Annotated in this window: 24 protein-coding genes; 18 read left to right on the top strand and 6 right to left on the bottom strand. The window is 49.7% G+C overall.

Annotated features, from left to right (window positions below; all coding sequences use genetic code 11):
- Nucleotides 1–24: 24 nt before the first annotated feature.
- Nucleotides 25–633: a shikimate kinase gene (locus MMIC_RS03980; protein ID WP_072659165.1), complete on the bottom strand. Its 609-nt coding sequence runs from the start codon at nucleotides 631–633 to the stop codon at nucleotides 25–27.
- Nucleotides 634–832: 199 nt separating this feature from the next.
- Between MMIC_RS03980 and MMIC_RS03975 the strand changes: the two genes are divergently transcribed.
- The gene (locus tag MMIC_RS03975) at nucleotides 833–1,810 is read left to right on the top strand and encodes a CARDB domain-containing protein (RefSeq protein ID WP_171966451.1); all 978 of its coding nucleotides are present in this window, start codon (nucleotides 833–835) and stop codon (nucleotides 1,808–1,810) included.
- Between the two features lie 95 nt (nucleotides 1,811–1,905).
- On the opposite strand, the gene MMIC_RS03970 is transcribed toward MMIC_RS03975, so the two are convergent.
- The 4 genes from MMIC_RS03970 to MMIC_RS03955 form a co-directional block, all read right to left on the bottom strand.
- Nucleotides 1,906–2,520 carry a hypothetical protein gene (locus tag MMIC_RS03970; protein WP_072659163.1) on the bottom strand — a complete coding sequence of 205 codons (615 nt, stop codon included), beginning with the start codon at nucleotides 2,518–2,520 and terminating at the stop codon, nucleotides 1,906–1,908.
- A 15-nt stretch (nucleotides 2,521–2,535) separates the two neighbouring features.
- Nucleotides 2,536–3,138 (bottom strand): hypothetical protein, encoded by a 603-nt coding sequence (locus MMIC_RS03965; RefSeq protein ID WP_072659162.1) that lies wholly within the window; start codon nucleotides 3,136–3,138, stop codon nucleotides 2,536–2,538.
- A gap of 197 nt (nucleotides 3,139–3,335) precedes the next feature.
- Entirely contained in the window at nucleotides 3,336–5,390 is a 2,055-nt protein-coding gene (locus MMIC_RS03960; protein WP_072659161.1) for an ATP-dependent nuclease, read from the bottom strand.
- A 203-nt stretch (nucleotides 5,391–5,593) separates the two neighbouring features.
- Nucleotides 5,594–6,124: a DinB family protein gene (locus MMIC_RS03955; protein WP_072659160.1), complete on the bottom strand. Its 531-nt coding sequence runs from the start codon at nucleotides 6,122–6,124 to the stop codon at nucleotides 5,594–5,596.
- A gap of 145 nt (nucleotides 6,125–6,269) precedes the next feature.
- Between MMIC_RS03955 and rlmN the strand changes: the two genes are divergently transcribed.
- From rlmN to MMIC_RS03875, 16 genes are all read left to right on the top strand, one after another.
- Entirely contained in the window at nucleotides 6,270–7,382 is a 1,113-nt protein-coding gene (rlmN, locus tag MMIC_RS03950) for a dual-specificity RNA methyltransferase RlmN (protein WP_072659254.1), read from the top strand.
- Nucleotides 7,383–7,387: 5 nt separating this feature from the next.
- A complete protein-coding gene (mtnP, locus tag MMIC_RS03945) occupies nucleotides 7,388–8,251 on the top strand; it encodes an S-methyl-5'-thioadenosine phosphorylase (RefSeq protein WP_072659159.1) in 864 nt (287 codons plus the stop codon).
- The gene (locus tag MMIC_RS03940; protein WP_227819345.1) at nucleotides 8,248–9,024 is read left to right on the top strand and encodes a tetratricopeptide repeat protein; all 777 of its coding nucleotides are present in this window, start codon (nucleotides 8,248–8,250) and stop codon (nucleotides 9,022–9,024) included. The genes mtnP and MMIC_RS03940 overlap by 4 nt, the downstream gene beginning before the upstream one ends.
- Nucleotides 9,025–9,026: 2 nt before the next feature.
- Complete coding sequence (locus tag MMIC_RS03935) at nucleotides 9,027–9,938, top strand: helix-turn-helix domain-containing protein (protein WP_072659158.1); 912 nt, start codon at nucleotides 9,027–9,029, stop codon at nucleotides 9,936–9,938.
- A gap of 140 nt (nucleotides 9,939–10,078) precedes the next feature.
- Nucleotides 10,079–10,756: a protein-L-isoaspartate O-methyltransferase family protein gene (locus MMIC_RS03930; protein ID WP_072659157.1), complete on the top strand. Its 678-nt coding sequence runs from the start codon at nucleotides 10,079–10,081 to the stop codon at nucleotides 10,754–10,756.
- A gap of 63 nt (nucleotides 10,757–10,819) precedes the next feature.
- Nucleotides 10,820–11,353: a hypothetical protein gene (locus tag MMIC_RS03925; protein WP_171966450.1), complete on the top strand. Its 534-nt coding sequence runs from the start codon at nucleotides 10,820–10,822 to the stop codon at nucleotides 11,351–11,353.
- A gap of 402 nt (nucleotides 11,354–11,755) precedes the next feature.
- Nucleotides 11,756–12,808, top strand: coding sequence for a lytic murein transglycosylase B (gene mltB, locus MMIC_RS03920; protein ID WP_072659155.1), 1,053 nt, complete (start codon nucleotides 11,756–11,758; stop codon nucleotides 12,806–12,808).
- The gene (locus MMIC_RS03915; RefSeq protein WP_305848783.1) at nucleotides 12,778–13,695 is read left to right on the top strand and encodes a septal ring lytic transglycosylase RlpA family protein; all 918 of its coding nucleotides are present in this window, start codon (nucleotides 12,778–12,780) and stop codon (nucleotides 13,693–13,695) included. Before mltB ends, MMIC_RS03915 begins: the two co-directional genes overlap by 31 nt.
- Entirely contained in the window at nucleotides 13,695–14,228 is a 534-nt protein-coding gene (locus MMIC_RS03910) for an LOG family protein (protein ID WP_072659154.1), read from the top strand. The genes MMIC_RS03915 and MMIC_RS03910 overlap by 1 nt, the downstream gene beginning before the upstream one ends.
- Nucleotides 14,225–15,100: an RluA family pseudouridine synthase gene (locus MMIC_RS03905; protein WP_072659153.1), complete on the top strand. Its 876-nt coding sequence runs from the start codon at nucleotides 14,225–14,227 to the stop codon at nucleotides 15,098–15,100. The genes MMIC_RS03910 and MMIC_RS03905 overlap by 4 nt, the downstream gene beginning before the upstream one ends.
- Nucleotides 15,094–16,311, top strand: a complete 1,218-nt coding sequence (locus MMIC_RS03900; protein ID WP_083530426.1) for a D-alanyl-D-alanine carboxypeptidase family protein — start codon at nucleotides 15,094–15,096, stop codon at nucleotides 16,309–16,311. The genes MMIC_RS03905 and MMIC_RS03900 overlap by 7 nt, the downstream gene beginning before the upstream one ends.
- Nucleotides 16,312–17,163 carry a D-amino acid aminotransferase gene (locus MMIC_RS03895; protein ID WP_072659152.1) on the top strand — a complete coding sequence of 284 codons (852 nt, stop codon included), beginning with the start codon at nucleotides 16,312–16,314 and terminating at the stop codon, nucleotides 17,161–17,163.
- Complete coding sequence (locus tag MMIC_RS03890) at nucleotides 17,160–17,801, top strand: HAD family hydrolase (RefSeq protein ID WP_227819344.1); 642 nt, start codon at nucleotides 17,160–17,162, stop codon at nucleotides 17,799–17,801. Before MMIC_RS03895 ends, MMIC_RS03890 begins: the two co-directional genes overlap by 4 nt.
- Entirely contained in the window at nucleotides 17,798–18,646 is an 849-nt protein-coding gene (gene hslO, locus MMIC_RS03885) for an Hsp33 family molecular chaperone HslO (protein ID WP_227819343.1), read from the top strand. Before MMIC_RS03890 ends, hslO begins: the two co-directional genes overlap by 4 nt.
- The gene (locus MMIC_RS03880) at nucleotides 18,594–19,328 is read left to right on the top strand and encodes a M48 family metallopeptidase (RefSeq protein ID WP_227819342.1); all 735 of its coding nucleotides are present in this window, start codon (nucleotides 18,594–18,596) and stop codon (nucleotides 19,326–19,328) included. Before hslO ends, MMIC_RS03880 begins: the two co-directional genes overlap by 53 nt.
- Nucleotides 19,329–19,407: 79 nt before the next feature.
- Entirely contained in the window at nucleotides 19,408–19,710 is a 303-nt protein-coding gene (locus MMIC_RS03875; RefSeq protein ID WP_072659149.1) for a VOC family protein, read from the top strand.
- A gap of 18 nt (nucleotides 19,711–19,728) precedes the next feature.
- On the opposite strand, the gene MMIC_RS03870 is transcribed toward MMIC_RS03875, so the two are convergent.
- Nucleotides 19,729–20,328, bottom strand: coding sequence for a class I SAM-dependent methyltransferase (locus tag MMIC_RS03870; protein ID WP_072659148.1), 600 nt, complete (start codon nucleotides 20,326–20,328; stop codon nucleotides 19,729–19,731).
- A gap of 257 nt (nucleotides 20,329–20,585) precedes the next feature.
- Between MMIC_RS03870 and MMIC_RS03865 the strand changes: the two genes are divergently transcribed.
- Nucleotides 20,586–21,260, top strand: coding sequence for a spermidine synthase (locus tag MMIC_RS03865; protein ID WP_072659147.1), 675 nt, complete (start codon nucleotides 20,586–20,588; stop codon nucleotides 21,258–21,260).
- Nucleotides 21,261–21,434: the final 174 nt, after the last annotated feature.

Genomic DNA, 21,434 nt, shown 5'->3' with positions numbered 1-21,434 from the left:
CCTTGTTTGGTCAAGCTATGTGAATCAAGCGTCCTCGAATTTAGGGGAACTCAATAGTGAATGCGAAGACTGAGTCTGTTGCTGCGATCCTGTATTCTCATACTGCCACTGTTTCAGATACTCGAGCACCGCATGCAACGATGCAGCTTTATTCATCTTGCCCCGATGCAAAATATAGTCGGCGCACTGGCTATAATAAGGATAGCGAATATCTGCCAACTGCTGCAGAACTGTCAATGCATCACGTCCGGCAGTCAGTGGCCGGTTATCATCGCCCTGAATACGGTTGGCAAGAAAATGCAGGGAGGATTTCAACCAGATCACCGGCGCATGAGCTTCTAACATAATCCTGTTTTCCTCTCGCATGACGACTCCGCCACCGCTGGCAATCACCACAGGAGTACCGAGCACCTCACGCAGAGCCTCGGTTTCAAGATCGCGAAACCCCTCTTCGCCATGCTCATCGAAGATCTCGGGAATCGTTTTACCCGCTTTGTCGACGATATAATGATCCAGATCCAGCATCGTTAAACCAAGTTCCTGGCTCAAAAGTCTGCCTATACTGCTTTTTCCACATCCCATCAGCCCGATCAGAACGGGATACATTTGACATACAGCCTCATCAATCATCATCGTGTCCTTTTGCCTGTCCCGGCCATAACCGGGCAGCCCATTAGCTATAAAAAAGTGACGGGATACTACTACTGAGTCTGATTATTCGAAAGCAGATGGATTCACTGCTCCAGGCCTGTCTCAGCACCCATAATCTTTCATGATTATCATCTATACTAGGTAATAGGGATGGGAAGCAACGATCATGGAAGGTGCTGTCATGCTACATATTTCAAAACCGCTTATTACGTTTTTCTTTCTCTCACTACTCCCCTTCTACACCTTACCCGCTTGTGCTCAGGCCATTCAATGGGCCTCAGATATCAGCCTGCGACCACTTTCGCCAAAAGCAGGAGAAGTGACCTCGTTCCAGGTTAGAGTTAAAGCAGGCAAACAGGCCGCCAATGGCTTTACAGTGGTTGGTGGTATTGATGGCAAACAGATTTTCAGAAAAGAGCTCGGACTGCTCAAAGCTGAGCGCAGTCGCAACATGCGATTCAAATGGAGGGCAACCGGTGGTTCGCACGAGGTGTATTTCAAGATTGTTCCAACCACCCGCTCGCGTGTTGCACTTCCCCGCCAACTGAGTAAACGATTCTCAGTTCAAACCACCAGTACGCGCTCACAAGCTGCACAGGTTCAGACCAGAACAGCAACCCGAAGCAAACCTGTTCAGCAGAGTACGCGTAGCGTCAGGCAATCGATGCATCGATCCAAACCTGTTCAAGCCAGTACAGCGATTGCACCGCAAACCCTCAGTTCGGCAAATTTTCAACAACCGGTCTGTGAAGGTACACCTCTGCCTGACATTGAGATCACCCATATTTCAATCAGTGGTTCATCCTCAAATAATGGCGCGGGAGGCCTTCAGATTCATATTCCATACGGACTGACCATCACTGTTGTGAACAGAGGTCAATGTGATAGCGGACGATTCACCATCACAGCGACAATGCGGGTTCAGGGACAAGGTGTTGATGAAACCACTCAACTGGGTACAAAAGGGCTCAACTCTCTGCAACCCTGCAGAACAAAAAACTGTAGTGATGCAGCCTCGAGCATTGGTTTTTCTTTCACGCCAAGACATAACTTTGCCTTTTATGAATTTAATATTGAGGCGGATGCAGGCAACTACATCAATGAATTCAATGAGGAAAATAATGAGCTTAGTGATTCTTTGAGAATCACCGAAAACTGATTCATACAATCACTCAGTTACCACCACGAAAAAGGCAGCCGAATGGCTGCCTTTTCAAATTGATAACACTGAGTCCGCCCCGACATTCATAAGCCCTACTGCAGCGTGGTGAACTCGACACTGTTAAACAAATGCTGCGATTTTTCAGCTATACCTGCATCGCGGCTTTCGGCATAACTGCGCTGCGAATAGTTGATACTGATCGCGGCATGGCGATTCTGCGGATGCCTGCACACCAGCGCATAGATATCGAGTATCATCATGCCTTCGGTCTTGCTGCGTTTTTTCGCCGCATGATCTTCAGTCACAATATGCGAGAAAGCACACGGCTCGCCCTTATGTGCATACAGGCTGACATCATGAGTCAACACCTTGAATCGTTCGGGATTGGCAATATCGGCATCGTTGGCCTGCCCCTGTTTCACAGCCGCAACAAATGCCTCATCCGACTCAAACTTGGCAATCGGAAAGATATTCCCCTGCACTGCACAGGTCTCATCAGTGGATGCGCCCCGCTTTGCCAGCGCCACCGTAATCGGTGTGCGGCCAATGATATACCACTCCGGTTCATCCAGTGGCGTAAAGCTATAACCATTCTGCACAATGGCTTTGGGTGGACTCTCAACCATCTGGAAATTCGGCTGTTTAGGCGCACAACCTGCAAATATGATGGCACTTAACAGCACAGCTATTCTGGATAATTTACTCAAACTCTTCTCCTCATCTTAGCCATCACTGAGTTCATACATTTTTTCAGGGTCGGACTTCAGCATCACTTCCGCATCTGCAGGTGTAGATATAAACCGCATGAAATGCGTTGCCACCTTCTGCCCGGGATAAATGCGATAACGTTTGATATAGTCGAATACAATATCTCCGGCAGCAAGCTTTTTACCTGCTGTCACATGAAATGAGGCCAACCCCTCACCGGCCTGAGCCTTTAATGGAAAACCATTGAGTGAAAGCATGACAATATCAAACAAATAATCACCTTCGGGTAATATCACTTCAGTCTGTTGCGGCCACTGATTTTCATACAACTGCCAGATCAGCGCCGCCGGATTCGCCATCCAGCTATCCCCTTTCCTGAACACGCGGATCATCTCAATCCCGTAATTGCCGGGTCCGCTTTTCTGCGTGACGTTTTTTCCGTCATCCTCGATCAGGGTATATTGCCGCCAGATATTGAAAGAGACGGATCCATGTATTTCATCCACAACTACCGGCGCTTTCGGCTGTGTTGCACAACCGGCAAGCGTGAGCGTAGAAAAGAGCAGTGCAGCCATAAGCCATCGGCTCACTGCATGAAGAAACTGTTGTCCTGGCATGTCCCCTCCGAAACAAGTGAAGCCATTATAGCAAATAGTTCCAGCTTTGCAGGTTCCCTATGTTCGAGTCCTGCATGGCTCCCCAATCCGGACAAATCTGGGCACCACTGGAATGATGTAATTCTTCTTAGCTTTTGAGCTATCACCTTCAAGTTACTTCAAGGTGCAACAGCAACTAAATAAGCTTGGACAGTCTATTATTGGTTGTTCACTGATTCACGTAAAAGGCCTTCAACAGTCCGCCATTCTGGCGAATTCTGATCACGAATAAGTCTAACCAATTCCTTTTTTATCTCTCGTCGGTCTCGGTTTATTGAATACTCGCGACATATTTTTTCTATTAGTTCTTTACCGTTGCATTTTGCCGCCCAATTAACATCCCATGCAGCGACTAATTCAGCATTAATACTTTCGCAACTGGTCAAAAAACTATTTCTCCAAGTATCAAGGTCCAAGTCTGATAGAGAATCCTTGAGCGACTGCAGTTTCCCGAACAAGATATCGCGCATATCTTCAAATGAGCCTCCTATGTCCTCGTTAGTTAGCCCCGGGCCTCTGAGTCGATCCGGCTCATATGCCTGTCGAGCGGCTAATGGCTTTATCTGCTCAAAAGCCAACTCTTTTACTTTCTGAAGAAACATACCTCTATCTGGAAATGAGGTGCCTGTTGCTGATGGTCTCAGCACATCATATAGGGCCTGTACATTGAGCAGATAGTTCTCAAAACAATAGCGATCCCATTGAAGAACTTTGACTAGTGGAGTGCTGTCTAAATTTGTCACATCTCGATCTTGATCAAATATAAAGCAATGCAGCCTATCCAATCTCCCTTCCGCCTCGGCAGCTTGAAGGTTCCGAATCTCCGCTTCAACAGCTTTCCTTCCTCCCAATGAACTTATTTGGCATCGATCTCCAAGTGTTGTCCGGAACCCTTCTTCAAGAAGCTCTTCATCATGAGGCCCTTCAACGAACAGACGACTTTCATAAAAGAACGATTCAGCTGGTGATACTCCCAACCGCCCCAGAGCTCTGAACATTTCATCGAAATCACCACGATAAATCGGAGTAGCATTCTCTGAGTCTTTCAAATGATGAATGTCACAATCATCTCGCTCATAAGCGCTATTTAGTATCTCTGCAGAATGTGTACAAATAATTGCCTGTAGTTTGTGTGGCTCAATGCAGTGATCAATTAAAAAGTGTAAGAGTTTGCGACACACCCCAGGATTAAGGTGCAGCTCTGGCTCATCAATCAAAACAATCCCACCTTCGGCTACTGCTCTACGAATTAGCATGAAGGTAAGAATCAACCCTTTCTCTCCACTGCTAAGACTGTCAATATCAAACGGCCTATCCACACCATGTTCCAATATTGATACACGAAAATTACCAATTGCTCCTATTTCCACTCCATTAAGTTGCTTGCCGGGAAGAATTTCATCAAAAATGATTTTGAAATCTTCATCAATATTCTCATGTAGAAGAGTGGAATTTGCGATACTTGTTTTCAATCTGTGAAACTTCACTTGAGGCTCGGCAATGTGTGACTTGATCTGACTATCTGAATCTCCTGCCCCTAACTGAATCGCTGCTTCTCCAGCTGGAAGAGCCCTATCTGCTGAGAAAATACTAAAAAGCGCTTGTTGCGGAGGTAGCGAACGCTCCAAGAAACCGCACACGATCTGAGCCGATGCGTGCTCGCCTCGAATTTGTCCGTCTGGAGTAATTTCCAATCCAAGAGGCAGTGTATCCGATGTGTTCAGAGTTGAAATGTAAGATGATATTTCCGCTTCAGACTCTGCAAACTTTCCCCGACCTGCATCTGATGATAAGAATTGGGTTAGAGCACTCTGGTCTTGTTGTAGTTGATTTCCCATGCTGCCGCGAAGGTGGTCTAGCGCTAGAGAATGTAGAGATCCGTTTACCTTTGCCAACTCATGACCATCAAGTTGTACTTCCATACGGATTTGAATGTTCGATAATGGGTCTCGAGCAATCGCCGAAAACTCAAAATATCCTCCCCTAAACATCACTTGGTTTGGATTAGCGGCTGCTCCCAATGCGTGAAGAACAGCCTGTCCTTCTGAAGGATACCGACTAAGGAGGAGCGCGCGATTCAAGCGAATTGCTTCAAGAACAGTGGACTTCCCAATTGCATTTGGTCCTGCGATAAGACAGGTATTGTTATCGAAGGACAGGTCAATGTCCTTAAGTCCTCGAAAGTTACGAATCAAACAGTTCTTAATCTTCAAGGTCTCCCCCCATTTCAGTAACACGGGGGGGCTACAAATACATACACACCCTTTCCCGTAGTTTTCATTATAAGCTTAAAGCTGATGATTTGCATTTATGTGGGCTTGGGGCCAATCAGTGCCTGATTCTGTCCTGAACCGGCTCCCCATACAGGACTCGAACCTGGAGAGGAGTAAACCCATCAACTTTGGCAATATCATGTTCATTTATCTTCCATCATCATAACCAGCAAATCAGTTGGGCCGGGATCAATACCGGCTTGGAAGAGCAGAGTCGTGACCTGTCCCCTGTGGTGAGTCTGATGATTGAAAAAATGCTGCAACAGCGGGCCAAGTTGTCGTTCCTGTTTTTCGCCTGCCGTGTTGCGGTAACGAATCGGTTGCGCCAGCAGATTTTCGGTCCATGTCTGGCAGAAGTCGATAATCAGGGCATCGAGTTTGGCGCGGGCAGCGGTTAACTCGTTGAAATCTTCAAACAGGATATCACGCAACGATTCAGGCCTGGGGAAATCGGCCAGCGAAAGAAGTGCTTCGCGGCAATGTTTATTGAAGGCAAAGCGACTTAACCAGAACAGGTCGGCAACCATGATATGGTTGAGCGTACCTGAGATTGAAGAGAAGAAGGCCCCGCGGTCCTCGCAGAGCGCTTCATCAGACAGCTCGCTTGCCTTGGCAAACAGCTTGTCATTCATCCAGCGGTTATACACCGCCATGCGTTGTAAATATTCGGTCATTCCCGCTACCACGTTGGAACTATAGCAGACTCCTCAGAAAGCACATGTCCCCCAAATGGGGGACACGATCACCCGCTTCGCGTGGCAATCGTAATTAAACCTTTATACCTACCCCTGACTCCCCTGCTCTGTCACAATGTCGCGCATGCCTACGAATACTGCATCTACCTCCCCTGCTGACTCATCTGACAAAATCCAGTTGCCGGAAATGGATCTCTCCGACCTGCAGGCTTTGATGCTGCAGTGGAAACAGCCGAAGTTCCGTGCCAAACAGGTGTTCGACTGGCGCAATAAAGGCGTACTCAATCCGGATGAGATGAAAAACATCTCTGCCGATCTGCGTGACAAACTCAATACAGAACTCTTATGCGATCCGCTCAAGTTGATGCGGCGCGAATGTTCCAGCGACGGAACACGCAAATATGTATTCGCCCTCAAACGCGGTCGTTTTGCCGGCAAAATGGTTGAAGCCGTATTCATTCCGGAAGAAAAACGCGGCACAGTCTGCATCTCATCTCAGGTTGGTTGTGTGCTCGACTGCCCGTTCTGCCATACCGGCACCCAGGCCTTTGAGGCTAATCTCAGTGCTGGTGAAATTGTCGCCCAGATTCTTGCCATCAAGGCCGATCTGCGCAGTGATCCCTTGTCCGAAGCGCTGGAGATGTTTTCTGATGTCACACATATCGTTTACATGGGCATGGGTGAACCTCTGGCCAATGAAGATTCGGTGCACAAAAGCATTGCACTGTTTATGCATGAGGATGGTCTGAATATCTCTCGCCGCCGCATCACCCTCTCCACTTCCGGCCTTGTACCGCAGATCAACCGGCTCGGTGAAGTGCAGCCGGTGAATCTGGCCATATCCCTGCATTCCGCCATCGATGAGCAGCGCGATGTACTGGTGCCGATCAACCGTAAATATCCGCTGGCAGAACTGCGTGACTGCCTGAACAGGTATCCACTGCGTAAACAGCGTCATATCACCCTGGAATATGTACTGCTCGATGCTGTCAACGACAGAGCTGAAGACCTGCAGGCATTGATTGCTTTTGTGAATCCGGAGCGCGAACGGGTCAATCTGATTCAGTTTAACCCTTATCCGGGTAGTCCGTATCAGGGCACATCAAAGGAAAACATGAGAGAATTCGCGCAACACTTGATTTCTAAAGGTATTCGTGCCACGGTGAGGCGTTCACGCGGGCAGGATATTATGGCTGCCTGCGGCCAATTGAAGGCAGATACCAAACTACAGGGGTAAGCATCATGCAGGGACGGACAGGAATTATCGGCGGCAGCGGCCTGTATGAAATCCCCGGCATCGAAGTCATCGACAAACTCGATATCGATACCCCCTGGGGCAAGCCCTCCGACGAACTACTGCTTACGCGCATCGGTGATCATGAAGTGGTATTTCTGCCGCGCCATGGCAGCAGCCACGCTATCCCGCCGCACAAAATCAATTACAGGGCCAATATCTATGCCATGAAGCTGGCCGCTGTGAACCGTATCATTTCAGTCTCAGCCGTGGGTTCACTGCGTGAAGATATCCGTCCGGGTGACTTCGTGCTTGTCGATCAGTTTGTTGATCATACCCGCGGTCGCGAAAGCACCTTTTTCGACGGACCGGTTGTTGCCCATGTCTCGGTAGCCGATCCGGTCTGCCCCTGCCTGCGCAGCTCCCTGCTCGCGGCCTGTCATGATGCAGACATTGATACGCATAATGGTGGCAACTATATCGTCATGCAGGGGCCGCAATTCTCGTCACGTGCCGAATCCAACCTGTATCGCAGCTGGGGTATGGATGTGATCGGCATGACCAATATGCCGGAAGCCAAACTGGCCCGGGAAGCGGAGATCTGCTACTCCACAGTGGCCATGTGCACCGATTACGACTGCTGGCATGAGGATGAAGATGATGTCAGTGTCGATTCCATTGTGGCGGTCATGCATGCGAATGTCGCCAAAGCACACAAGATGCTGCAGACCTTTTTCACCACCCACGCCGATCATCAATCCTGTACCTGCAACTGTAACGATGTACTGCGAAGCGGCATTTTTGCCGACCTCAAAGCACAGGATGATCAGGCTATCCTCCCTATCCATGCACTGGTGGAGTCTTTTCTGTGAAACTGAATATCAGACAACTGTTTCAGCCGCTTATGGCGCTAGCCCTGATCTGCACACTTTCTGCCTGTGCATCGAATCAAGTTAAACATGAGGTTGATAAGAAAAAGCTTGCGGACATTCACTATCAGCTGGGTCAAGATGCACTGGGTAAGGAAGGCATGCTGCCCAAAGCCTTTGACGAGTTGATGCAATCAGATGCCCTGAACCCGAATCAACCGCAGGTTCTCGATGCACTGGCCTATGCATGGCTGTTGCGCGGCAATATGGATAAATCCGAACAGTTTTATAAAAAAGCCCTGCGCCACGGTGCCGGAGCTGCCACACAGAACAACTACGCCAATCTATTGAACAGAATGCAGCGTTTTGAAGAAGCGGAAGATATGGCGCGGAAGTCACTGGATGACCCCCGCTATCCGAATCAAGACAAGGCGTTTATCATTCTGGGGGATGCCCTGCTGGGTCAGAAAAAATATATGGATGCCAACCTCTCATATCGCCAGGCACAGATTTTCAATCCGAACAATGACATGCCTAAAGACAAATTGGCTTACGCCTATTCTCTGCAAGGCAGGCTTAATGAGTCCGCAGCACTATATCATGGTCTAGTGCACAAATATCCAGATAACAGACACATTCTAGAGGGACTACTTGCAGTGCTGATGAAGCAGAATAAACAGTCTGAAGCGCGTCAAGTCCTGCAAAACTTCAGAAACAACAGCAACTCTGCCATGGATAAGGCATGGGCGCTGGATCAAATCGGACAGCTGGAATAATTATGCAAGATAAGACTCAGGAAGAAATCGAAATCTCTGCGCAGGAAGCCCCCGCATCGCATCAGGAACTGCTGGATCAGATTGGCAGCAAACTGATAACAGCCAGGGAATCCCGGGGTGAAAAGCTGGAGCAGGCTGTCAGAACACTCAAACTGCAGAAATCACACCTGCAGGCTCTGGAAGACGGTCGCTGGGAACAGTTGCCCGATCAGGTCTACGCACTCGGTTTCCTGCGTCAGTACGCCAAACATCTGAACCTCGACATCAGCAAAGAACTTGAACAACTCAGTGATGCACAATACCGGCTCACCAAACCACTCACCTTTCCCGATCCGCCTGTTGCACCTTCGAGGAAATGGGCCTGGCTTTCCGGCATCGCTTTTGTTCTGCTGTTTGTCATATTCAATATCATGAACAGTGGTGATGATGAGCATGAAATCATTACCGCCGTCACACCTGAATCGAATGTATTCAGCGAACCTGCTGCTCCAGCAAGCGAACCGGCATCAAGCAGGCTGGATGAATCCTTTGCAGAAGAAAAACCGGCGACTGTCGAACCCGCGCCACACAAGGTGGTTGTCGACCTGAGCGAAGAGCAGGTGAAACCGGCCAAAGCGAAGAAAAAACAAGCCGCAGCCGTACATCTGTACAGATTTGAGGCTGCAACCGGTGCTGTCTGGATGCAGGTCTATGCAGCCAATGAAAGTGACACGGCGAAAGGTAAATTGCTTAAAGAGGTACTGCTGCAACAGGGCCAGTACTCCACGATCAGGCAGGCTGGTGAATCGCTCTGGATCAACTGCGGTAATGCTCTCTCCTTGCGTGTCAAAGTTGATGGCAAAATCGTGGCTGATACAGGCACGCTGGGCGGCGGTAAAAAAATCCTGCGCAACTTTCACTTCAAGCTGAACTGAGGCGCAATTCATCAGCCCGGCTCTTGCCATTTTTTACCATCTGCTGCATATTGCTGGGCCTTGTAATCATGCAGCTCTGAACATCGGCGTATCGCGATTCTCAGAGCATTCATTTTTAAGGAAGCGAGGGGAGCTTTTCTATGACAGCCACTGATTTTGCATTTGCACGTCGAAACATGGTCGAATACCAGATTCGATGCTGTAAAGTACTTGATCCTGTAGTTCTCGATCTGATTGAATCCATGCCGCGTGAAAACTTTTTACCTGAGCATGTAAAGAGTCTGGCCTATATGGAAGGTAAAGTACCCCTGCCCTGCAATCAGGAAATGCTCAGTCCGCTTCAGGAAGCCCTGATCCTGCAGAATCTGATGCTTGATGGCAGCGAGTCTGTGCTCGAAATCGGTACAGGTACCGGCTTTTTAACCACCATGCTCGCCATGCAATCGGCTGATGTTGTCAGCTGTGAAATCCATGCTGATCTGGCGAACTCTGCCAGTGAAAACATCAGCAACCACGGCGTCAGTAACGCCAAAGTGATTCAGGTCAATGCAATGGATGCCGAAGCCATGGCACAGATTGAAGATCTGAATAAAAGTTTCGATGTAATTGTACTTTCTGCAGCGACCAAAGAGGTGCCTGCGCATATCGAGAAGCTGCTCAGGGACGGCGGGCAGATGATCGCCTTTATCGGCTCCAACCCTGTCGTATCAATGGTTCTGCGTCGTAAAATCGGTCAGATCTGGCAGGAAACATCACTTTTCGAAACACTACTGCAGGATATGGAAGGCATTGCCGAGAAACGCGAATTCGTCTTCTAGGCTCCCCCTGGCCTCTTCAAAAGCTGAGTGAAACTGTTACCTCCCCTTCTCATGGTTCTGGCCATGCTGTGTATGGCTGCCTGCTCGAATGATACAAAAATCACAGAGGCCGAACCCGGCAAACCACAACATGCTTTATATTTTGTACCCCTGGCTGATTTCACATCAGTCGGAGCTAAGGGTTCAGATATCCGCCTGTTAAAGCAGCAACTGCCCGATCCGGATCATCGTTACTGGCAGCTCGAAGTGTTCAAGGTTTCCGATTATGAACAAATAACCAACATCACCGATCACTACATTGATACCCATCAGCACCCGCAACTGCAGGCACGCAACAGTAATGAGTACATTATCCATCTACCTGGCCCCGATACTGCAGAGCAGACAGAATCTCCAGCTGCATGGCTGTGGGTCAGAGCAGCTGATGCTACAACAGTGCACAGCGTTGCAAGCAATCGCTGGCAACCGGTTCTGCTGACACCGGAAATTGCCAGGCTGCTTCAGGAAGATACACGCCGCCGCTCGAAGCTTGCAGAGAAACTGGCCGATAAAGCTTACTTCTTCGGATATGCCACCAATGAGGATGCGCTGGAATAGCAAATTCATCGTTGATATCAGGAAAACAGTCCTGGTAAACAAGAACTAAAGGCGCTTTTTGTATTGCTGTTGAGATTGAGGTTGTTTGTTCATTCTTTGTTTGCACAAAGAACGAACCAGGAAAAACGCCACGGAAACCACAACCTTCCCTTCGGATATCCATTCATAATCGACCACGTCTCAGCCCCTCTTCTCCTGATTATGAATATTTGTCTCGGCCTGCCAGCGGGGGTTCAACAACCATAGTTCATGAGCAAACCCCACCGCGCGACAGGATTATGCATCACAACAGTCCGGATTACAGAGTAGTACTATCAAATGCATCTATCTAACGGGAATCATCCGCGTTAATCCCCCTACTTTGGACTACCTGTCTGCAGCATTCGCCGCTAAGATACGTTCATGATGTTCACTCAAAGCTCCAGCCAGCGTTTTACCAAACTGATTCATACCTGCCTCTGCCTAATGTTTCTGGCCATACCGCAGGCATTGCAGGCAGCAGCCAAAGAGCCTGACGGCAGCCAGATGGTCAGTCGCGCAGAACTTGTCAGCCTGCTTGCGAAAGAGACAGGTATCTCGACAAAAGAGCTGAACAGCATCATGAAGAGTGCCACTTTCAAGCCTGAAATTATCAAGCGCATGAACACCCAGTGGGAAGCACAGCCCTATGCAAAATACCGTCCCCTGTTCATCAAACAGAGCATGCATGATAAAGGCAAAAACTTTCGCGCAGAACATGCAGATATCTTCGCTGCCGCTGAGCAGAAATATCAGGTGGATAAGGCCATCATTGCAGGCATCCTCGGCATTGAGACCCGCTTCGGTGAATCTCACGGCAAAAGACCGATCCTGGATTCGCTGTATACCCTCTCCACAGGTTTCCCAAGGCGCGCCACATTCTTTCGCAAGCAACTGGGCGCGATTATTCAGATCAGTCGACAGGACAAGCTGGACCTGAAAGAGCTCAAAGGCTCTTACGCCGGTGCATTCGGTTCCATCCAGTTTATTCCCACCTCATTCCGCGATTATGCAGTCGATGAAGATGGTGATGGCGTACGTGATGTGTTCAATTCCAAAAAGGATATCATCGGCAGTGTTGCCAACTACTTCAACAAACATGGCTGGCAGCATGGCCGGCCTGTGGCCCACTGGTTACCGAAACAGACCCGATTGAACAAAGAGTGGCGCAAACGAGACAAGAGCCGCCTCAATCATTGGGTGACTCTGGCAGAACTGCGCAAGGCCATGCCGAAAACATTCAACAAAATCCCTCTGCCGTGGCTGGAAAACGATAAAGTCAGCATCATTGAAATGGAAACGTCCAAAGGAAAACAGCTGGCACTGGTTCATTTCAATTTCAGAGTCATCATGCGCTACAATCCATCCTTTAATTATGCTATGGCAGTTACCGAGATTGCCGCCATGTGGGAGAAGAACAAATTCGCAGTCGACTGATTTTAACCGTCCTGAGCATACTGCTCTCCGCAACCCTGCTCACAGCCTGCGGCAGCAAACATAAAGTCTCAAAAGCCGAACGCCCCGGTGGCCCGGTGCTGCCTGACGGCAGCGGCGGAAGCTACAAAACCGGCAACCCGTATCAGGTGGCAGGACGCTGGTACAGGCCCATGCCAGGCGTTTCATCCTATGATGAAAGCGGTGTGGCATCATGGTACGGATCAGACTTCCACGGCAAGCGTACTGCCAATGGCGAGCGATATGATATGTATACCCTGTCAGCCGCACACAAGACACTGCCTATGCCGACACTGGTTCGCGTCACCAATCTGGAAAATGGACGATTTGTTATTGTGCGCGTAAATGACCGTGGCCCGTTCGTAAAAAACCGGCTGATTGATCTCTCTTATGCTGCGGCCAAGGAACTCGGTTATACCGAGAAAGGTACGACGCGTGTGCGTGTACAGACACTGGATAAGAAACCCGGCACTCAGGCCATGCAAAGACCGCAAACCACTGTTGCAAGCAGGCCAGCGATTCCAGTAACACCTTCTGCAACTGTCCCGGAAGCGTCAATTCCAGCCCCTGCGCCGGCATCAGTAGCAGTGCCTGCAGCGGTTGCCGCGCCACTGCTCATCAATCAACAACAGGCTGCCGGCAACATTTATGTTCAGATCGGTGCCTTCAGTTCGCAGACCAATGCTGAGCAGTTACGCCTCTCCCTGCTCGCAGAATACCCGAACACGGCCCTGTATCCGAAGCAACTGGTGAACCAGACATTATACCGGGTGCGAATCGGACCATTCGAACAGATGCAACAAATAGAGCAGACGGTGATTAAACTGCAAGGCAGCGGTTACCAGCAGGCCATCGTGGTGATTGAATAATGCCTGCCCGCCCGCGTTTAACAGCATTTGGCTCATCACGTATCGACCCTGAATCTAATGTTTATCAAGATGTATTCGCACTTTCCAGAGCAATCGCAAATGCCGGCTGGGATGGGATGACCGGTGGTCATCAGGGCATGATGGCTGCGTTCTCTGAAGGCATCCACCATGGAGGCGGCCATGTGCGCGGTATTACGCTGGAACGGTTCCCTACGCCTCCGGGTAACACACTCAGTGAAGAGCAACGTGCGCATAACTTCTTTGATCGCATGGGAATCCTGATTGAAGAGGCTCAGGCATGGCTGGTGCTTCCCGGTGGCCTTGGAACACTTTCCGAGTTGGCCATGACCTGGGACCTGCTGGCCATTCGCGTACTGGAACCACGTCCTCTGCTATTATACGGAGATATGTGGGAGCCGATTATAGCCACCCTCTCCGATCAATTGGTGCTCTCTGCAGATCAGGCTTTTGACTGCATCCGTATATGCAAAACTCACGATGATGTGTTAACAGCTCTGGCTCCATACGCATGAGTTCAACAGCCGGTTATCAAGATCTGCGTGGCACTGCAGATCAAAAGCAGCATGGACAGAGACTCGATCAGGGACTGGCCCTGCTGTTTGATCTGTCACGTCGCAGAATTCGCCGGGCCATTGATGAAGGTGGCGTATACCTGAATCAGAAACGCTGCCGAACAGCAGGCCGAAAGCTCAGCTCCGGTGACAAACTTCGCATTGTGCTGCTTGAAAAAGAGAAGCTGATCCCGTTCGATTCATCGCAGCTACTGTGGCAAAAACCACCGCTGTATCTGATCAACAAACGTGCAGGTCAGTATTCCCAGGAGGCACTGCATCGCAGCCGGGGTACACTGCCCGATGAACTGGGCAGACATCTGGGCCTGCCTGCCGCTTTGGCATCAACACTGCGTCCGGTGCACAGACTGGATCGTGGCACCTCCGGACTCATGCTCTTTTCATCCGACCCGGCACTGCTGCAACAACTGCAAGCCAACTGGAAAAGCTGCACCTTCAAGACTTATCTGGCTGTGGTTGAACCTGCGCCTGAGTGGCAGAGCCGGGAGATAAATCTGCCAATCGGGCCGTTGCGCGACAAACTGGGCCGTTATCATGTCAACGAGCATGGACGCCCCTGCCGAACATCGGCTGAAGTCATCGAGAGAAAAGGCAACAGAGCCCTGCTCCGCCTGCAACTGCATACCGGCAGAACGCATCAATTGCGTGTGCATCTGAGTACATTAGCATGCCCCATTCTGGGTGACATACGCTATGGCGGAAAAGGGCATCCGCGATTAATGTTGCACGCTGAAAATCTGCGCATTATCCAACCGGCCCTACCGGATAATACTGAATGGAATGCACCCCCTGAGGAGAACTGGCAATGGTAAACACATCACAATCACGTCTGATCGGCATCTTTGCGCTGCTTATGATGGCGGTCATCAGCTTCAGACCAGCCGCTGCAGAAGCTGTATCATGGCCGACTGCAAATATCGATGCCAAATCATGGGCCATGATTGATGCACGCTCAGGACAGGTTATTGCCTCCCACAATGCTGATCAGGAACTGCCACCGGCAAGCCTGACCAAGATGATGACCCTGTATCTGGCCTTTGAAGATATCAAACTGGGCAGACTGGATATCGATGCCCGCGTATCGGTCAGTAAAAAAGCATGGAAAATCGGTGGCAGTACCATGTTCCTCGAGCCGCGCATGAAACCAACCGTAAAAGAGCTGTTGCACGGCATTGCCACGCTTTCAGGTAACGATGCATGTATCACTCTGGCTGAACACGTAGACGGTTCTGAGGAAGCATTTGCTGATCGCATGAATGCCAAGGCAAAAGAGCTGGGCTTGCAACACTCCCATTTCGCCAATGCCACAGGTTTCCCGCAGGATGGACATTACAGCTCTGCGCTCGACATGGTAAAACTTGGCGCTGCGCTCTGGCGTGATCACCCTGAGATGTACAAACTGTTTGGTGAAAAAGAGTACACCTTCGACGGACGTTCCCAGCCCAATCGCAACCGCATTCTATGGAGCTACCCGGAAGCTGACGGTATTAAAACCGGTCATACCGAAGAAGCAGGTTACTGTCTGGTTGGCTCTGCTGAAAAGGGCTCCACCCGTTTCGTCACCGCAGTATTCGGTACAAACTCTGACCGTGCCCGTGCACAGCAGACCAAAACACTGTTGAAGTTCGGCTTCCGAAACTTCGTTACATTGCGTCCAACAGAGCGTGAAATTCGTCGTCAGGTAGAGATCTTCGAAGGCACAGAGGCAAGTGTCTGGCTGAAACCAGCCGCTCCCGTCTGGGTGACTGTGCCGAAAGGTAATGAATCCGCCCTCTCTTTCCGCCTGCGTTATGATGCGCCGCTGAAAGCTCCGATCAACAAAGGTCAGCAACTGGGATCTATTGATGCGGTATTTGGTGATAAAGGTAATACAGAAGTTCTGCAGTCGGTGGCCATGGTTGCTGCACGCGACGTGGAACGTGCATCATGGGTAATGCGTCAGTGGGATGGTATTCGTCTCTGGTGGCGTGAATCAGAGCAGGAAGAGAGCGAAGGCGGTTCAGCCGAATCAGGTAATCAGTAAGTGCAGCTCACGGCCTGGGTCAATGGCCGCTTTCTGCCGCTTGAGCAGGCCACTGTTCACATTGAAGATCGTGGATTCCAGTTCGCAGATGGTGTGTACGAAGTCATTGCCTGTTTCGGAGGTCGTTTTCTTGATCTGAAACCGCATCTTGAAAGGCTGGAACGCTCCTGTAGTGCTATTGATATTACACTTCCCAGAACACTGGATGAATTAAGCGAACTGGTTGAACAGGCCTATCAGCACAACCCCTTCGAGCATGCCATGGTATACATTCAGGTCACGCGGGGTGTTGCACCCCGCTCACATCTGGCACAACAGAATATGGTTCCCTCATTGATCATCACCGTACGCGATCTTCCCATGCCTACAGCTGAAAAACTGGAGCATGGTGTCAGCGCCATCACCATGCCGGACATTCGCTGGAAACGATGTGATATCAAATCGATTGCTCTGCTGGCCAGTGTCATCGGCAAACAGGAAGCGTCCCGTCATGGCGCTGATGAAGGTTTCTGGCTGGATGGTCAAGGGCATGTACTTGAAGGTTGTGCGACCAACTGTTTTGCAGTCATCGACGGAATACTGGTCACCCACCCGCTCGATCATCAGGTGCTTGGTGGCATCACACGTGACATGGCACTGCGCGTTGCCCGCGCCAATGCTATCAAGGTTGAAGAGCGGGCATGGAAACTGACTGAAAGCGGTCTGAGCGAATGTCTGATGAGCAGCACCACCAATGCCGTGATGCCGGTCTGCCATATCGATGGAAAAACAATCGGTGACGGCAGTCCCGGACCTGTGGCTATCCGCTTGCGTCAACTGATGCTGGACGAATTCGAGGCCTTGAAACTGTGAAAACAATCAAAGCAGTATTACTGGATATGGATGGCACCATTGTCGATGCCTTCCCGCCTATCATCCGGGCACTGAATCAGACCTTTGTTGAATATGGTCTGCCACAGATGAGTGCACAGGAAGTGAAACGACATACCGGACGCGGAGACTGCAGTATAATCTCACTGTTCGGCGACAAACGCGAAGAAGCCGGCATCCGCTTTCTGGAAATCCACGATGAAGATTATCTGCAGCATATTACGCCTTTGGCCGGTGCTGAAGAACTGTTTCAGTGGTTGCAGCAACACAATATCCCCTGTGCAATTGTCACCAGTAAATCCCAGTCTCGCGCTGAAGCACAGCTGCAGGTGCTGGGCTGGACAGATTATATCGATGTCGTGATCGGAAAGATCAAAGACCGGCCTGAAAAACCGGACCCCACACCGGTACTGCTTGCCTGCGAAGCCCTGGGTATCAATGCTACAGATGCAGTAATGATCGGTGATGGGATTGCAGACATGAAAGCTGCCACACGAGCCGGAAGTATGCCGATTGGTCTGTGTGACGGTTTTTCAGCCGATGAATTGAATGAAGTCGGTGCAGCACTCTGTTTTGACTCATTAACAGAAGTACATGCATGGCTGGAGCAAAACAGATGAGTGGACTGAACAACAACTGTGATACGCTGACCCGTTTTTTACTGCCGGAAGCGCAGACTCGCGGTGCCCTGATCCGTGGCAGTCATATCATTCAGGAATCCAACCGTATTCATGGCCTGAACGGACTACTGGCCGGCCTGTTCGGTCAAACACTACTGGCTTCGATTCTGCTTCTCAGCATCAGCAAGGGCGGCATTCGTCAGGTATTACAGCTCGATGCAACAACTCAGGCCCCGGTAAAACGTATACTGACAGAAGCCAGATCGGGTGCTGTACGCGGCTTCCTGAACTGGCAGGAAGAAGAACCGTTGCTGCGCTTTGAACAGGATGATCATATCGGCAGCTGGATGGGACGCCCTGTACGTCTCTCGACAGTGCGCGATCTCGGTGTGGGTCAGCCTTATATTTCAACCATCGAGAACGACTCTGACTTTCTTGCCGACCATCTGCTGCATTACCTGAACCAGTCGGTACAGATCAGAGCAGATATCATCCTGCTTGGTGATTGTGCCCTGATGATTGAAGCCATGCCGGGTTGCGATGAAGAGCACTGGTTCAAAGCCGTTGAAGCGATGGCGAAAATCCCAGATGACGTGTTGGCGACTGCTGATAGTGCAACGATCCTGGCTTACTTTGACGAATTACGCTGCAAGGCAGTTGGCACGGACTCATATACTTACCAATGTGACTGCAGTGTGGAAAAGATGGCTGCGGCTACAAGCTCCATCCCTGAGGATCAATTGCAGGAACTGGCCGATGAAGATGGCAATATCACGGTCAGCTGTCAGTACTGTGACAAACACTATTCCCTTAATCCTGAAACCGGCTCTGAAACTTCGCGCTGACATGCTGGAGTATGATTACCGGATTGTTCGCAAAACCAATCGCAAAACAACCAGTATCATCATCAAGGCCAACAATGAAATCGAGGTGCGTGCCCCGACCCGCATGCCGCAGCAACTGATTGAGCGGTTTGTGCAAAGTAAACATGCGTGGATTGAAAAAAAGCTCTTATTCAACAGAGATCACCGAACTGAGTATATCCCTAAATCTTTTACTCATGGCGAGCTGTTTCTTCTATTGGGCAGGACATACAGATTAAAGCTGGAAACCGGCAAACGCTCAGTTCAAACAGAAGCAGATAAACTGCTGGTCTCTCACCCCTCCCCGCAACCGGAAAACCTGCGCAGACAGCTAACACGGTGGTATCGCCAGCAGGCTGAAATCACCTTCACCCAGCGCAGCAGAATAATATCAGAACTTATTGGAAAACAAGCAAAATCTATTGGCATTAAAGCCTACAAGAGTCGCTGGGGCAGTTGCCACGCTGATGGCAGAATCTACTACAACTGGCGTCTGATTATGGCGCCTGAATGGGTCATTGATTATGTCGTGGTACATGAGCTCTGCCATCTGATTCATCATAATCATTCCAAAGCCTACTGGCAGCTGGTTGAAAGCATCGCTCCCGATTTCCGCAAAGCAAAATCATGGCTAAATACAAATGGGGTTTCGCTGGATCTCTAGCTTCCATGTGCAGAAAGCTTTTCATTCATTCAACTCGCCCCTGAAAACAGCGATAGGTATTGTATGAGAGGTCAAGAAGATGCTAAGAGTCAAAGTATCCGGGCTGAACTATCAATACCAGCAAACCAATCGCCTTGAGCGTGAGCGTTCTCGCAGTGACTGGGAAATTGAGAGAGTCGATGCACCTTTCGAATGTTATACCGTACACATCAACAGCTGTGGCAAACTCAATGAAGTAACATCTGTCGATGATGTCGCCGAACGATTCCTTGAAGGCGGCGGAAAAATTGTTCGGAATAAACTGACTATTCCCGGTGTCGGCTCACTGATCAGTTGTGAAGATACAGTCGGTCATGTGTTCTCATTTATTGAAGAGGATTAAACAACAAGCTTTACCAACTCAGCGTCTCATATAAATCGTAAAATCATTTTTCAGATATTCGTCGTGCAACTCGGCATTCGGGCAAAGTGATTGACAGTAATCGAACATCTCGCCGGGATCTACGCTCTGCAGATCATGTGCTTTGAGATGTCGCGCATCGAGCATATTGAATGCAACACCTTTTCGGCATAAGGCATACATGCTGCGTATCTGCTTGCGTGCATAAGCACCATCATCAAACAGTTGCTCATTCATCGCACCGGAAAGAATCACCCAGTCAAACGAGGCCGCTTCAAAATCAAAGTCTGACAGCTCCCCGCACAATAAGCTGGCATTCGGGTGTTTTTCCTTTGCCACATGAATCAGATCAGGGGAAAGATCGATACCGGTATAATCCAGCAACTTCCCCTGCCCTGCAAACCAGCGTTTGAAATCTCCGAATCCGCAACCGACATCCAGTACCGAGTCGCCCGATTGTATGCCAATATCAGCCAACACAGAAAAACGGATTTCCTGAATATCCTGTCCACTCCAATACAATGCATTGGGATGGTATCCGTATCGGGTCAAACTATCCCGATGGCGATCGACAATGCGTTTGCGCTGTTCTTTTTTCATGCGGGAAAAGTACCACAAATATGCCAAAACACTGAAGTCGTCTTTTGTTTATATACAAGGATACAATCTTGCTGAGACCCTGGCGTATTAATCAGTGCGCTGGTTTCGCTGAACCTTCGGATTCAGGTATCCAGAACATAGCACGAAAAGAGCGGGATTATTTCTCCGCCCCCTGCTCCACCGGTATTATTTTAGCGCTTCGACGTGCAGAGTACTCGCTATAACAGCTCTGTATGGGCTGACCAAAGGACAGGCCCATGATCCCCTTTAGACTGATTGACGAAGCGACAGAGCACGGCACAACCATGCGTCTTTACCAGCGTGGTATCGATTATTCAATTCGCGTGGATAAAGCCGGCGATCTGATGAACAGCCGCCTGCACTACTCGGAAGATGTGCTTGCGGAACTGGCATGCAAAGCCATTTCCGCAAGGAAACAGCCCCACCTGCTGGTAGGTGGTCTTGGTATGGGTTATACGCTCGCTGCAGTGCTTGCCAATACGAGTGATTGTGCACGGGTAACTGTCTCTGAATTGATGTCTGCAGTTGTACGCTGGAATAAAGAGTATCTGGGTATTCTGGCCGGTTGTCCGCTTGAAGATCAACGTGTTCATGTGCTGGAGCAGGACGTTGGTAAAGTGATGCAGGAAAACAGGAGAGGTTTCGATGCCATCATGCTTGATGTCGATAATGGGCCGGATGGTTTTACGCGTGACGATAATGATGCTCTATATGGCCTGCGTGGCCTGAATAACGCTTATTCAGCGCTTAAACCCGGTGGTGTTCTGACAGTCTGGTCAGCCTCCAAAGATCAGGGATTCACCCAGCGTATGAAGAAGGTCGGATTTGATGTAGAACAAAAGCAGGTGCGATCACTCTCCGCTACCAGTGGAGTACAGCACACAATCTGGGTCGGCATCCGCAAATCGTAGCACATCTGCAGATCAATCTGGTTGAGGAACTGATTTAGTAAGCTGACAGTATTTTCCAATCCGTAAATGAGTCTGAAAGCTGATCGCATGGTTTATAGTTCATGCTGCCTCGTTGTTCTGCCCAAAGATTGTTTTGAACAAGGTTTTGCGAGCGTTTCGTAAATGCTTCCATGC

Source organism: Mariprofundus micogutta (assembly GCF_001895085.1).
GTDB classification, from domain to species: Bacteria; Pseudomonadota; Zetaproteobacteria; order Mariprofundales; family Mariprofundaceae; genus Mariprofundus; species Mariprofundus micogutta.
The sequence above is the reverse complement of the archived record's forward strand: the minus strand, read 5'-3'. Positions and strand labels throughout refer to the sequence as shown.

Coding starts and splice junctions, on each gene's coding strand:
- MMIC_RS03975 (WP_171966451.1), top strand. CDS start 833: ATGCTACATATTTCAAAACCGCTTATTACGTTTTTCTTTCTCTCACTA.
- MMIC_RS03925 (WP_171966450.1), top strand. CDS start 10,820: ATGCTGTGTATGGCTGCCTGCTCGAATGATACAAAAATCACAGAGGCC.
- MMIC_RS03930 (WP_072659157.1), top strand. CDS start 10,079: ATGACAGCCACTGATTTTGCATTTGCACGTCGAAACATGGTCGAATAC.
- MMIC_RS03955 (WP_072659160.1), bottom strand. CDS start 6,124: ATGACCGAATATTTACAACGCATGGCGGTGTATAACCGCTGGATGAAT.
- mtnP (WP_072659159.1), top strand. CDS start 7,388: ATGCAGGGACGGACAGGAATTATCGGCGGCAGCGGCCTGTATGAAATC.
- MMIC_RS03935 (WP_072659158.1), top strand. CDS start 9,027: ATGCAAGATAAGACTCAGGAAGAAATCGAAATCTCTGCGCAGGAAGCC.
- MMIC_RS03980 (WP_072659165.1), bottom strand. CDS start 633: ATGATGATTGATGAGGCTGTATGTCAAATGTATCCCGTTCTGATCGGG.
- MMIC_RS03965 (WP_072659162.1), bottom strand. CDS start 3,138: ATGCCAGGACAACAGTTTCTTCATGCAGTGAGCCGATGGCTTATGGCT.
- MMIC_RS03870 (WP_072659148.1), bottom strand. CDS start 20,328: ATGAAAAAAGAACAGCGCAAACGCATTGTCGATCGCCATCGGGATAGT.
- hslO (WP_227819343.1), top strand. CDS start 17,798: ATGAGTGGACTGAACAACAACTGTGATACGCTGACCCGTTTTTTACTG.
- MMIC_RS03910 (WP_072659154.1), top strand. CDS start 13,695: ATGCCTGCCCGCCCGCGTTTAACAGCATTTGGCTCATCACGTATCGAC.
- mltB (WP_072659155.1), top strand. CDS start 11,756: ATGATGTTCACTCAAAGCTCCAGCCAGCGTTTTACCAAACTGATTCAT.
- MMIC_RS03900 (WP_083530426.1), top strand. CDS start 15,094: ATGGTAAACACATCACAATCACGTCTGATCGGCATCTTTGCGCTGCTT.
- MMIC_RS03875 (WP_072659149.1), top strand. CDS start 19,408: ATGCTAAGAGTCAAAGTATCCGGGCTGAACTATCAATACCAGCAAACC.
- MMIC_RS03905 (WP_072659153.1), top strand. CDS start 14,225: ATGAGTTCAACAGCCGGTTATCAAGATCTGCGTGGCACTGCAGATCAA.
- rlmN (WP_072659254.1), top strand. CDS start 6,270: ATGCCTACGAATACTGCATCTACCTCCCCTGCTGACTCATCTGACAAA.
- MMIC_RS03865 (WP_072659147.1), top strand. CDS start 20,586: ATGATCCCCTTTAGACTGATTGACGAAGCGACAGAGCACGGCACAACC.